Genomic DNA, 12,002 nt, shown 5'->3' with positions numbered 1-12,002 from the left:
CATCGTCAACAGATCATTTGGACTCTTCGCCAATGTCATCACACCAGTCTATGGTCCTTTCGCTGTCATGCGGCGACCAGCCAGGCATCGTATCCGCAGTTGCAGGGCTGCTTTACGCAACAGGATGCAACATTCTCGAGGCCCAGCAGTACAGCGACCCGGAAACGGGACTGTTTTTCATGCGGGTTGTCTTCGCATGCCTCGGCGATAAACCCTCTGGTAAAGAACCGGCCGGTGGGATTGAGGAACTCGCCGGGCGTCTCGGTATGACCTACACGCTGCGGCCTCTGTCGCAACCCAAGCGAGTGATGCTGCTGGTCTCGAAGTTCGATCATTGCCTTGCCGACCTTCTCAATCGTTGGCGCATTGGCGAGTTTCCGATGGAGATTGTCGCTGTGGTCTCCAACCACGGCAAAGAACATCTTGCCTCCACTGATCTCAAGGATCTGCCCTTCTTTCACCTTCCCGTCAGTCGAGACAACAAGGAGCAGCAGGAAGCGAAACTCGTCGAGCTTATCGAGCGCACCAATCCCGATCTCATGGTTCTCGCGCGCTACATGCAGATCCTATCGGACGGTTTCGCGGCTAAGTTTGCTAGGCGGTGCATCAACATTCATCACTCATTTCTGCCAGGCTTCAAGGGCGCGAAGCCCTATCATCAAGCCCATCTGCGAGGGGTTAAACTGATTGGCGCGACGGCCCACTACGTGACCTCCGACCTCGATGAAGGACCGATTATCGAACAGGATGTAGAGCGTATATCCCACCAGGACACGCCGGATGATCTGATCCGGAAGGGGCGCGACATTGAACGACAGGTCTTGGCCCGCGCAGTTCGGCTTCACCTTGAGGACCGGGTTATCCTGAACGGGAATAAAACCGTCGTTTTCTCAGGCTGAGAAAGCCGAAGTTTGAGTCTTCATCGCCTCAAGACACACCATTGAACGACAAAATGGCCGGGTGTTCGCTGAACACACCGGCCGTTTCATTTCCGGAGCATGAAGAGGCTCGAGAAGGGCCACGGTCGGTGAAACAATGCCCGACCGTGGAGTCTTGGGAGACTAAACTGCGCCTTCAGTCTGAAGGGCCTTGTAGGTCGTATCGACTGCACGCACCGTGGCGTCGATGATGATGTCGATCTCATCTTTTTTGATAATCAGCGGTGGCGCATACCCTAATGTATCGGCATGGGGCATGGCCCGCGCGATCACCCCGTTTTCAAGCAGCGCTGCCGCAGCGCGCACACCCACTTGAAGGCCCGGGTCGAATGGCACGCGATTTTTCGGGTCGCGCATGAACTCGACCGCCGACAGGATGCCTACACCGCGGACTTCACCGACAATGGGGTGGCCTTCAAGTTTGGCCTGCATCTGCGCATGCCAGTATGGTCCCACTTCGCGCACATGTTCCAGGATATTCCTTTCCTTTAGGACCTGAATGTTCGCCAGCGCCGCTGCAGCACAAAGGGTGTGGCCGGAGTACGTCCAGCCGTGACCCAATGGACCATATTTCTCGCTGCCCTGCTCCAGAACCGACCAGACCCGTTCTCCAATGATTGAACCCGAGATCGGGAGGTAGGCCGAACTGAGCCCCTTGGCGATCGTGACCAGGTCCGGGCGCATTCCGTAAAGATGCGAACCAAATTTCTCGCCGGTGCGGCCAAATCCGGTAACGACCTCGTCGGCGATCAGAAGGATATCGTACTTGTCGAGCACCGCCTGGATTTCGGTCCAGTACCCGTTCGGCGGTGGGACGATGCCGCCGGTGCCAAGCACGGGCTCCCCGATGAAGGCACCCACGGTATCAGGGCCTTCCGCGATGATGAGGGCTTCGAGCTCCGCGGCGCATCGCTTGGAAAACGCTTCCTCAGTTTCGCCTTCCTGCGCCTGTCGATACCAATGCGGGGTGGTCGTGTGACGGACGATGTCGAGCGGAAGATCGAAGTGGTTGTGAAAGAATGCCAGTCCTGTCAGACTTCCGGTCACCAGGCCGGAGCCATGGTAGCCGCGCTGCCGGGAGATGATTTTCTTCTTTGCAGGGCGTCCGAGGATGTTGTTGTAGTACCAGACCAGCTTGATGTTGGTCTCATTAGCGTCCGATCCTGAAAGGCCAAAATAGACGCGCCGCATGTTCTCGCCGAAGTATTCGACAACGGCCTCCGCGAGGAGGGTTGCCGTTTTTGTGCTCTGGCTTGCATACATGTGTGCGAACGGGAGCTCATGGGCTTGCTTGGAAATCGCATCGGCGATTTCCTTGCAGCCGTAGCCCATATTCACGCAGTAAAGTCCGCCGAACCCGTCGAGGCTTTTGCGGCCCTCTGTGTCCCAGATATAGACGCCGTCAGCTCCCGCCATAACGCGGTTCGGGGTTTCACCTCGGCTGTGCTTGGCCAAATGGGTTGAGGGATGGAAAACATAATTCCGATCCTTCTCCTGAATTTGCGCGGTTCCCAGGTTACTCAAAGCCATTTTTTCTCTCTTTTCGAATGACCGGTGACCGGCCGTATGTCGGTCAGATGTTCAAAACTAGCAGCAAGTTTGCGCCGGGTTTGGCGCAAAATCGGGCTTTCGCGTTGAAATTCAGCGCGAAAGGAGCAAAGCCGTTGACTTTCCATCGCTGACTTCAGCGCTACCGATGCCGGACCCCTTTTTGTGGCACTAGGCGGCCAAAGTGCCTTCGACCAGATTTACCCAATAGCCAATTCCGTAAGGAATGGCATTGTCGTCAAAGTCGTAGGTCGGATTGTGCAGCCCGGCTGTGGGTCCGTTGCCGAGGAACAGGAACGCGCCGGGCCGCGCCTGCAGCATGTAGGAGAAGTCCTCGGAGACCATAACCGGCTTGACCTGATCGTTGACCGCATCCCGCCCGACAAGGCTCCGCGCCGCAGCGGTGGCCAATTCGAAGGCCTCCGTATGGTTGAACGTCAGGGGCTCGAGGCGCCTGTGCCGGAATTCCACTTTAGCTCCGAAAGCCGCCGCAATGTTCTCAGCGCAGACTTTGATCTGTCTCTCAGCAAAGTCGCGCAATGCCGGGGACAGACTCCTAACCGTTCCGCCCAGCGTCACGGCGTCGGGAATGATGTGGTAGGATTCGCTTCCCGTAAATTTCGGCACGGATACGACCAGCGCTTCCGTCGGATCGAGGTTTCGTGAAACCAAGGTCTGGAGAGCCATGACGATCTGCGCTCCGACGACTACCGGATCGATCGTATTGTGAGGCGTGGCAGCGTGGCCGCCACGGCCTGTTATAATGATGTCGAACTCGTCGAGAGCCGCCATGATAGAACCGTCCCTAATGCCGAATTTGCCGACCTCGATTCCGGGCATATTATGCATACCGAAGACCTGCGAGATGTTGAAGCGGTCCATCAGGCCTTCCTGCACCATTCGGCTGGCGCCCTGCCCGTCTTCCTCCGCGGGCTGGAAAATGAGCGCTACCGAGCCTTTGAAATTCCGAGTTGCAGCAAGATGCTTCGCCGCGCCGAGCAGCATGGCAGTGTGGCCGTCATGACCACAGGCATGCATCTTCCCTTCGATCTGCGACGTCCAAGGCTTGCCGGTAGCCTCAACAATCGGCAGGGCGTCCATATCCGCCCGCAGCCCGATTGTTGGGCCATCCCCGGCGGCGCCTTGGATCACTGCGACGACGCCTGTCTCGGCTATGCCAGTCTCAATATGGTTGATCCCGAAAGACGCGAGCTTTTCAGCCACAAAAATCGCGGTGTTGTGAACCCTATAATCGAGTTCGGGATTCTGGTGGAGGTGATGGCGCCAGGTGATAGCCTCTTGATGGATTTCCCCGAAATCATTGACGCTGCGCATTCGTGTTGTTCTCCTGTACCAGATCAACGGACGCACCCCGGGTCTGCCGATTCCATTCGATCTCGGCAACCTGATCGGCGTTGTCCTGATCGGCGCTGTTGTCCGGATGCGCGGGCAGGCGTCGCGGGTCCTATTCAGCCAAAAGCTTCGAGCGTTGCATCCTCGCAGTCAAATGCATTATGTGTATCGACCCCATCTCACTTCGAGATATGGCCTGTGGGGTTGCGTTCGCGCCGACGGTTTCCTCGCGTCGCGGTCTGTTCCCGCGATGTTTACGTCATTAATGCGTCGTTTTTTCAAGCAAGGCCTCCCCTGTCTTGTGGCTTGTTCGGAAAAGTTTGTCGCCTATGCAGTCGTAAAGAAGGATGATCCGTCCGATTTTGGTCTCGATTCCATTCGCGAAACCGCGCGAACAGCGGGCGTTGGCACCTATAATCTCGTTTGATTGGCTGAACGTTTGACCTCCGTGAGCCATTCAGGCACGCGCTTGTGTCAACTTCGATCGATCTCGATCGCCCTGAATGGATTGAACGATTGAAAGAAAGTGGTGAGTTAGGTCAGGCGCAAGCCGGCGCCTCTACGAATGCCCTCGTACAGCGCTCCCTTGACCTTCAAACTCCCAAAAAATTTCAGAGGGTCGTTACAATGCTTCTAGTCTATAGCAAGAACAGTGTCTATATAACTGCCGACCGATCAAGTTATTCGGTCGCTTTTTTTCGTTATGTAGGCCGCATGGCATTGCCCACTTTGAAACTGACTCCCCGCCCCATGAACAGCGCAATCGACGAGTTGCATCCGGCAGGCGAGTGCGATGTCATGATTGCGATTACGTTTACTCCCTATTCGCGGGGTCGCGCAGAAAAACGACGTTTTTTCAGATTGCCCCGCCACTGGCGGGCGTCCCGGTGACGGCAACGGCGCCCGTCCAGACGGTGTGATCGTCGCTTTCCAATGCCCACTGCAACCTCCTTCGTTCAGGTATTGCGACGACCGCTTCAATCCGCCCAATACGCGTGAGGAGCGTACTCCGAACTTCTGAATGATGCCCGAAGGCGCATCGGCGCTTTCATCGATGCCGTTTACAACACGTAGCGTTTGCATTCGGCGCTCGACTATCTCACTCCGGAAGAATACGAACAGAAGCATTCAAGCAGACGACTGATGGAGAAGGCTGCGTAGCTAACGCGGAGGTGTCCGCGATTTTCCGTGTCTCAGTCTGGGGTGCACTCCATCCGCCCATGTCGCATCAGTGCCGCGAAGGCTTACTGAGATGAAATGGGCCGCCCTGGCCAACGAGGTTTAGGGTTCAGGCGACAAGCTTGCGTCTGGAGGGAGCGCCATAGCCTTGGCCAAAAGGGAGTTTGCCCATTGGGATCGCGCATTCACCCGCAACGTGCTTGGACCTTGCCCAAAGTGCTCGCGAAACACTTGGGAAAAATGTGAAGACGAGACGAACCCACAAGCTACCGCTATAGACAAGATTGTCATGTCTGTTGTATCAAGTAAATGTCTCGCTCGCGACAGACGCAGATTCCTGTAGTACCGGCTTGGAGTCATTCCGACATATGTCCTAAAAAGCCGTTCTAGTTGCCGTCTCGATATCTTCACAGAGCCTGCTACGGCTTTCAGCGGGAGGCAGTCTTCAAGGTTATCTTCCATCAGTCGGATAGCGTGATCGAGTTTCGACGCACTGCCCACGACTGACTTGCCGCCTGACAGGCCGTTGAGACCAAAAGTGAATGATGGATCGAGCTGGTTGGAAATCGAGCGGGCCAGCTCCGATCCACAATTCTCTTCGATTGTCGTGAGCATCATGGCTAGGGGTGCATATCCGCCAACGCAAGTCGCAATGGCGCCATCGGCTATGAAGGCGCCTTTTTCGACTGAGGTATTCGCAAAAGCCTCGCTGAATGCAGGCACCATTCGTCGGTTAATGGTACAGCGCTTGCCTTGAATCAGTCCCGCCTTAGCTAAGAGCCAGGCTCCAGTATCAACTCCAAGTAGTTGAGTGCCATGTCGAGAATACAGCCTAACGAGAGCGATTGCTGATGGCGTACAATGGTTTTCTACGCCTGTGCCCCCGCAGACGACCGCCGCGAATGGCAAGCTGCGGTTTTCAACGTTCCGCCGTTCCTGTACGATGCTATCGGATACCGCCATTAAGACATCGCCGGAGCAGTGGGCGGAGTGCTGGTCGACACCGATTATTCGCCAAGTGAAGATATCTCGGCCGGATATCTGGTTAGCCATTACCAGCGGTTCGATGACCGAAGCCACGCAAAGAGACGAGGATCCCGGTAGAACCAGGATGACAATCTCCAAGGTCTTGTCCCTGGCACGTTTGGAAATGGCCTCTGGCTGACACGTCATTGCGCGCCTCCAATCTGATCTAGACGTTACGGCGACAGGAAACTGCTAGAACTAGCCTGACCCAGTAATTTTTGAGCGCTGCAGGATAGCCTGGGCCTTCGCTTTGACCGGAGCGTCGACCATTGACCCGTCAACGGTAGCAGCACCATCGCCAGCTGCGAGTACCTTATGTGCCCATTCAACTTCGCGACGGTCAGGCATGAAACCAAGTGGGATCGGAACTATCTGGTTTGGGTGGATACCAAGTTTTCCGCCATTCGAGCGTACCGCGCATCGTCGGCACTGTTGGAGGGGTCGTTTATTTCCAACGTTACCCCATCCAAGGGAGACGGTTTTCCAGCGAGACACTATGCGAGAACCAGCTCTGATCTCGCCCAAAGTAAGCTCTCCCTGGCATTAGCCGCGCCCAAATCAGCGCACAAGTCGACAGATCCAAAGGCCAAGCGAGCCACTTGCAGGTCTAAAGCAAACGCCTGGCTATCGATAATCCGACGGCCATTTCGACGAGCGCGATCACCGGTACGTCTACAGACTTAAGAAACTCCGAGAATCTCAGACCGGCCTCGCTCTTGGGGCAGATGATTCCTAATGGCTTCAATTTTCTCACAAGGGCCAGGTCATTTTCATGCCAAGCGGTGCCAATTCCGTTGCTGCGAACAATCGCATTCGCTGCATCGACTGATCGAAGATTCTGGCGCGCACTGTCCTTGTGAACATCCGCGATCGCATCTTCCAAATCGAATATAACGGCATCGGCCGCAGCTTCGATGGCTTTTTCGAAACAGTCAGGCCTGCTGGCCTGGACAAAAAGGGCGGCAATGATATCGGCGGGGCTCAAGACCACATTGCCTCCGCAAACGTCGTTGCCTGGCCGTCCCGCTTAACGCATTCCAGTTTGGTGGCGCCCTCCTCCTGTATAGCCCGCAGAGTTATCGGCTCACGTATGTACAGTGGTGACAGAGCCTTGAACGAAAACCGATTTGGCGGGCGCGACGCGAGCTTTGTTGCGTATAACATTAAAAGCGTCGCTTGGAGCGGGCCGTGCACAACCAGGTCCGGATAACCTTCCGTAGCGCGCGCATACTCGCGGTCATAGTGAATTCGGTGGGAATTGAAAGTGATAGCCGAATAGCGAAAGAGCTTCGCCTCGTCTAGCATCATCTCATCATCGAAGAGCTGATCCGCGCCGCTACGGTTCACATTATGCCGTTGGACAGTGTCTAGATAGACCAAGTCCTGGTTTTCGATAATGCGGACGTCATCGCCGACTTTAATGGTGTGTCTGAGCCCCACGAAGCATAGACGGCCGGTCTTACCTTCCTTGTTGCTGACGCTTTGAATCTCCGTAACTCGGCATACCCTGTCGCCGACACGCAAATCACCCAGAAATTCAATGCAGCTGCCGGCCCACATCCTCGTCTTCAGCTGAACCGGAGGCAAAAACTCTCCGCGGAGCTCATGACCATCTTCGCCGAGTCGAGACGCTGGAAACGTATTCGGCGCCAGACAGAAGTGAATCAGGGCCGGGGCCGGCTGTCCTATGGTCCCCTGTCCGTCAGGCAGGTCAAAAGTGGCCGCGAACCGACGAAAAAGCCCCTCCGTTAGGACGTCCTCACTTTGAAGGCGACGACCAATCCAACCTTGAAAGCTCTCTTTCGGGCTCATTGTATCACCGTTTGCCGGCGAAATTCGGCGGCCGCTTTTCAAGAAAGGCCGCCACCCCTTCACGCTTTTCATCCGAACGGAAAACCCGGTCACTGGCACTCATAGACCGTTGGAGAGCCTCACTGATCGGCATCTCCAACGACTGCTCGATGATGTCCTTGCACTCCTTGAGGGCGAGAGCCGGCCCGGCCGCCAACCGGGTCGCAAGATCCAAAGCACACTGGAGAGCACTGCCCGTTTCAACGACCCTGTTTACCAGCCCCCATTGCTGGGCTGTCCGGGCGTCGATCGGATCTCCGAGCAACATCATTTCCTTCGCGCGAGACTTCCCGATGCGGCGCGCCACTCGGATTGGACCACCGCTTCCTGGAAACACGCCAAGCTTGATCTCGGGCAACGCAAAGGTTGATCGCTCTTCCGCAACAATGAGGTCACAGCAGATTGCGATCTCCAAACCACCTCCGAAAGCCAGGCCTGTAATCGCGGCGATCGTCGGCTTGGAAAACCGTTCAAGATTGAGAAATACCTCGTTTTGAAGGGCGAGCTTTTCTGAGACGATCTCGCCTGGCGCGAGAGCATGAGAAAACTCGCGAATATCCGATCCAGCGCAAAATGCCCGTTCACCCGTTCCCGTGATGATCAGCGCTCTGATTGTGGGATCAGCTTCGATGGCCTCCAGTGCCGAACGGAAAGCAATCATCAGTGGCCTTGTCACAACGTTGAGCGGCGGGTTGTGAAGCCAAACCACGCCAACCGGGCCGTGGCGCTCGATCGTTACGATGTCGTGCTCGATGGTCATGAGCGGCTCTCGCCCTGGCTCGGCGACAAATGAAGGAACTCATCGTTATTTGCACCGAGCAACGGAGCTGCCCGCGCCGCAGGTCGCTTGCCATCGATTTTGATCGGATTGGACAGAACGCGTAAAGACCCGTTCGCGGCATGAGGAATCGTCTGAACCATTCCGACCTCGTCAACAAAGGCGTTTTCAAAGGCCTGACGCATGTCATAGACGGGCGCCACCGGAAGGAGGCCGGACAATGCGGCGAGCCAATCGGTCGTGCTCTTTTGGCCAAATCGGTCGTCCAGGACTTCGACTAACTGCGACAGGTTTTCGCGGCGCTTCGGCGATGTCGCGAAGCGCGAGTCGGATCCGAGCCCACACAAGTCCATCGCCCCAATCAAGTTTTGCCAGAACTTATCCGTCATACACATGACGAAGATCCACCCGTCCGACGTTTGGAAGGTCTGAACTGGGGCGACCGAGAAATGCGCGCTGCGGGATTGCCGATGGGTAACGTGCCCATGGTTGAGATACCACGTCCCGGCGTAACTCATCTGGTGCAGTGCAACGTCAAAAAGACTCACATCCACATCACCACCCAGGCCAGTCCGCTTTGCCCGCAATATGCAGGCAAGCAGGCCGACCATCCCGGTCATTCCTGTCATATAGTCGATGATCGAGGGTCCGAATTTCGTAGGCGGCCCGGCTGGCTCTCCGGTCACGCTCATCAAACCGGCCTCGGCCTGCATAAGAAAATCATAGCCTGGCCACGCTGCGCGTCGGTTGTCTCGACCGTATGCAGAAATATGAAGGCAGGCTATCCGGGGGTTTGTGGCCTTGAGAGCAGAGAAAGTAAGACTTAGCTTCTCCGGCTGGTCGCCGCGCAGGTTATTGACCACCGCATCCGCATCTTTGGCGAGCTCGAGAAACCTAGCATAGTCGTCCGGGCTTTTGAGGTCCAGCGTTATGCTCTTTTTATTCAGGTTCCAACTTTGAAAGTACTCGCTGTCAGCATCGCCAAGGAGGTACGGGCCCGTATAACGTCCAGGGTCTCCGCCAATATTCACGTTTTCAATCTTGATGACCTCGGCGCCTAGATCCGCAAGGAACATCGTTCCATAAGGTCCTGCCCCGAATTGCTCAACAGCAAGTACCTTAACGCCTTCGAGGGGGCTTTCCGTAACACCTATATTGTCGGACATAGCTATGGCCTGGTGAGAGTTCGTACAGATACTCTGAAAACCGTAAGGGAGCGCCGCAGGCAATACTAATACTGTTTACTGACACGCGGTATTGATTAATTTGATGACCTCTAGGGGAGCAGCTTCAGGCCGTTCCAATGGCCGGTCGCTATCAAGTCTGCCATCACCTCTTTGATCGAAGACTCGATCGCCAGACTCGCGTCTGAGGGTATCGATGACGTCCGCCTGCAAAGCCCCAATGTCCGAGTCACTTCCGGGTTGACCAACCTTCGCGCGAAGACGCCGTCAAACTCCGCGTATTGGGCGCTGGTGAGAGCCGACAAGGGGAGAATTGTTCCGGCAAAATGCTCGGCCGCCAAGCTCAGGGCGACACGGGGAGAGTCGATATCTGCCACGACATTGAGCCTTACACCGGCAGCAATAAAGGCGTGCTCGACGGTTGTGCGCAGGTCATGGGCAATACTGGGTAGGGTGAGAGGTACCGATGATAGTGCCTCCACGGCGCAATTGAGCTCGGAGTCCTGGATTCCTGCAAGCGAACCACCAATGAAGTGCAGATATTCTATCGCAAGGGGCTCAAACTCGAGGCTCTTCTGCTCCGCACTCCTGAATAAGATGGCGCAGGTCAGTCTGTCTGTGGCCAGAAGCTCATTTAGGTGCCCGCTCAAGGTCTCCACGATGTGGAGGTGGATACCCGGGTGTTGTTCTGCGACTCGCTTGACGAGCGGGACCGCTAACGGTGTAGCCACAGTTGTTGGCATACCGACTGCCACAAGGCCGGTGACGCTATAACCAGAAGCGATATCGATCCGTGCCTCTTCGACTTGCTTCAGGATTAGCCGGCCGTGCTTGTACAGAGTTCGACCGGCATCCGTGGGTACGACCCCGCGAGGGCCGCGCAAGAGCAGCTTGGTGTTGTGCTCTTTCTCTAGATTGCTGATCTGCATGCTGATGGCTGGCTGCGCGATTCCAACGCGCGTCGCGGCCAAGGTGAAGCTTTTATGGTCCACAACGGCAACAAAAGAGCGGATTTGTCTGATGTCCATCTGGCTGCTTCTTTCGCTAGATCGTGACCCGTCGGGTTCGCCGGGTCACCGGATCCAGCCTCGATCAAGAAGGTCAAAGCGCCTTTTCGAGGTCCGGCAGGATGACGAAGAGATCGCCGACGAGACCGTAGTCGGCAACCTGGAAAATCGGCGCCTCCTCGTCCTTGTTGATGGCGACGATGACCTTCGAATCCTTCATGCCGGCAAGGTGCTGGATGGCACCGGAGATGCCGACCGCGATGTAGAGATCGGGGGCGACGACCTTGCCGGTCTGGCCGACCTGCCAGTCGTTCGGCGCATAGCCGGCATCGACCGCGGCGCGGGAGGCGCCGACGGCGGCACCGAGCTTGTCGGCGACCGGCAGGATGACCTCCTGGAACTTTTCCGCCGAACCCAGCGCACGACCACCCGAGATGATGATCTTGGCCGAGGTCAGCTCCGGACGGTCGGTCTCGGAAAGCTTGTTCTCGACGAAGGTGGAGAGGCCGGGATTGGCCGCGGCCTTGACGGTCTCGACCGCCGCCGAGCCGCCCTCGGGGGCTGCCTGGAACGAGGCTGTGCGGACCGTGATTACCTTTTTGGCGTAGCCCGACTGCACCGTCTGGATGGCGTTGCCGGCATAGATCGGCCGCTTGAAGGTGTCGGGAGATACGACTTCGATGATCTCGGACACCTGCGCGACATCGAGGAGCGCAGCCACGCGCGGCGCGACATTCTTGCCCGACGAGGTCGCCGGCGCGATGATGGTGTCGTAAGCGCCCGCCAGCGACACAATGAGCGCTGCCGTCGGTTCGGCCAAGCGCTCGGCAAGCTCGTCGGCTTCCGCGAGCAGCACCTTGCTCACGCCCTTCAGCTTGGCGGCGGCATCAGCTGCACCCTTGGCGCCCTTGCCGGCCACCAGCACATGCACGTCCGAGCCGATCTGCAGCGCCGCCGAAAGCGCCTTGGCGGTCTGGTCGGAAAGGGTGGCGTTGTCGTGTTCTGCGATAAGGAGAATTGCCATTTGTCTGTTCCTTTCCCGATCGCTTACAACACGCCGGCTTCGTTCTTGAGCTTGTCGACCAGTTCGGCGACGCTCTTGACCTTGACGCCCGCCTTGCGGCCGCTCGGCTCCTCG

11 protein-coding genes and 1 pseudogene are annotated in these 12,002 nt (G+C 56.8%); 2 read left to right on the top strand and 10 right to left on the bottom strand.

Going from position 1 to position 12,002, the window contains the following annotated elements; all coding sequences use genetic code 11:
• The first annotated feature begins 32 nt into the window (after positions 1 to 32).
• Entirely contained in the window at positions 33 to 899 is an 867-nt protein-coding gene (gene purU, locus NKJ89_RS32830) for a formyltetrahydrofolate deformylase (protein ID WP_352608628.1), read from the top strand.
• A gap of 162 nt (positions 900 to 1,061) precedes the next feature.
• Here purU and NKJ89_RS32825 read toward each other — a convergent pair whose 3' ends face one another.
• Both NKJ89_RS32825 and NKJ89_RS32820 read right to left on the bottom strand, forming a co-directional pair.
• The gene (locus NKJ89_RS32825) at positions 1,062 to 2,468 is read right to left on the bottom strand and encodes an aminotransferase (protein WP_352608627.1); all 1,407 of its coding nucleotides are present in this window, start codon (positions 2,466 to 2,468) and stop codon (positions 1,062 to 1,064) included.
• 189 nt (positions 2,469 to 2,657) lie between these two features.
• The gene (locus NKJ89_RS32820; RefSeq protein WP_352608626.1) at positions 2,658 to 3,821 is read right to left on the bottom strand and encodes a M20 aminoacylase family protein; all 1,164 of its coding nucleotides are present in this window, start codon (positions 3,819 to 3,821) and stop codon (positions 2,658 to 2,660) included.
• On the opposite strand from NKJ89_RS32820, the gene NKJ89_RS32815 reads away from it, so the two are divergent.
• Positions 3,808 to 4,266 (top strand): hypothetical protein, encoded by a 459-nt coding sequence (locus NKJ89_RS32815; RefSeq protein ID WP_352608625.1) that lies wholly within the window; start codon positions 3,808 to 3,810, stop codon positions 4,264 to 4,266. The two genes, NKJ89_RS32820 and NKJ89_RS32815, sit on opposite strands and share 14 nt — an antisense overlap.
• 854 nt (positions 4,267 to 5,120) lie before the next feature.
• On the opposite strand, the gene NKJ89_RS32810 is transcribed toward NKJ89_RS32815, so the two are convergent.
• The 8 genes and pseudogenes from NKJ89_RS32810 to NKJ89_RS32775 form a co-directional block, all read right to left on the bottom strand.
• On the bottom strand, positions 5,121 to 6,143 hold the full coding sequence (locus NKJ89_RS32810) for a GlxA family transcriptional regulator (RefSeq protein WP_352608624.1): 1,023 nt from the start codon (positions 6,141 to 6,143) through the stop codon (positions 5,121 to 5,123).
• 508 nt (positions 6,144 to 6,651) lie between these two features.
• Positions 6,652 to 7,029 carry an aldolase/citrate lyase family protein gene (locus NKJ89_RS32805; protein WP_352608623.1) on the bottom strand — a complete coding sequence of 126 codons (378 nt, stop codon included), beginning with the start codon at positions 7,027 to 7,029 and terminating at the stop codon, positions 6,652 to 6,654.
• Positions 7,026 to 7,856, bottom strand: a complete 831-nt coding sequence (locus tag NKJ89_RS32800; RefSeq protein WP_352608622.1) for an HTD2 family dehydratase — start codon at positions 7,854 to 7,856, stop codon at positions 7,026 to 7,028. The genes NKJ89_RS32805 and NKJ89_RS32800 overlap by 4 nt, the downstream gene beginning before the upstream one ends.
• Positions 7,857 to 7,860: 4 nt before the next feature.
• Positions 7,861 to 8,655 carry an enoyl-CoA hydratase/isomerase family protein gene (locus tag NKJ89_RS32795; protein WP_352608621.1) on the bottom strand — a complete coding sequence of 265 codons (795 nt, stop codon included), beginning with the start codon at positions 8,653 to 8,655 and terminating at the stop codon, positions 7,861 to 7,863.
• Positions 8,652 to 9,839 (bottom strand): CaiB/BaiF CoA transferase family protein, encoded by a 1,188-nt coding sequence (locus tag NKJ89_RS32790; protein ID WP_352608620.1) that lies wholly within the window; start codon positions 9,837 to 9,839, stop codon positions 8,652 to 8,654. The genes NKJ89_RS32795 and NKJ89_RS32790 overlap by 4 nt, the downstream gene beginning before the upstream one ends.
• Before the next feature lie 110 nt (positions 9,840 to 9,949).
• Positions 9,950 to 10,885: a LysR substrate-binding domain-containing protein gene (locus NKJ89_RS32785; protein ID WP_352608619.1), complete on the bottom strand. Its 936-nt coding sequence runs from the start codon at positions 10,883 to 10,885 to the stop codon at positions 9,950 to 9,952.
• Positions 10,886 to 10,958: 73 nt separating this feature from the next.
• Complete coding sequence (locus tag NKJ89_RS32780) at positions 10,959 to 11,888, bottom strand: electron transfer flavoprotein subunit alpha/FixB family protein (protein ID WP_352608618.1); 930 nt, start codon at positions 11,886 to 11,888, stop codon at positions 10,959 to 10,961.
• Positions 11,889 to 11,911: 23 nt separating this feature from the next.
• Positions 11,912 to 12,002, bottom strand: a pseudogene (locus NKJ89_RS32775) (electron transfer flavoprotein subunit beta/FixA family protein); the annotation flags it as partial.

It is taken from the genome of Mesorhizobium sp. M0047, assembly GCF_040323315.1.
GTDB lineage: Bacteria > Pseudomonadota > Alphaproteobacteria > Rhizobiales > Rhizobiaceae > Mesorhizobium.
Note: the sequence above shows the minus strand (reverse complement) of the source record. Positions and strands in the feature narration are given on the sequence as shown.

Bases quoted from the DNA above. Each gene is read 5' to 3' on its own strand.
- purU (WP_352608628.1), top strand. From the start codon at position 33: ATGTCATCACACCAGTCTATGGTCCTTTCGCTGTCATGCGGCGACCAG.
- NKJ89_RS32825 (WP_352608627.1), bottom strand. From the start codon at position 2,468: ATGGCTTTGAGTAACCTGGGAACCGCGCAAATTCAGGAGAAGGATCGG.
- NKJ89_RS32820 (WP_352608626.1), bottom strand. From the start codon at position 3,821: ATGCGCAGCGTCAATGATTTCGGGGAAATCCATCAAGAGGCTATCACC.
- NKJ89_RS32800 (WP_352608622.1), bottom strand. From the start codon at position 7,856: ATGAGCCCGAAAGAGAGCTTTCAAGGTTGGATTGGTCGTCGCCTTCAA.
- NKJ89_RS32795 (WP_352608621.1), bottom strand. From the start codon at position 8,655: ATGACCATCGAGCACGACATCGTAACGATCGAGCGCCACGGCCCGGTT.
- NKJ89_RS32790 (WP_352608620.1), bottom strand. From the start codon at position 9,839: ATGTCCGACAATATAGGTGTTACGGAAAGCCCCCTCGAAGGCGTTAAG.
- NKJ89_RS32785 (WP_352608619.1), bottom strand. From the start codon at position 10,885: ATGGACATCAGACAAATCCGCTCTTTTGTTGCCGTTGTGGACCATAAA.
- NKJ89_RS32780 (WP_352608618.1), bottom strand. From the start codon at position 11,888: ATGGCAATTCTCCTTATCGCAGAACACGACAACGCCACCCTTTCCGAC.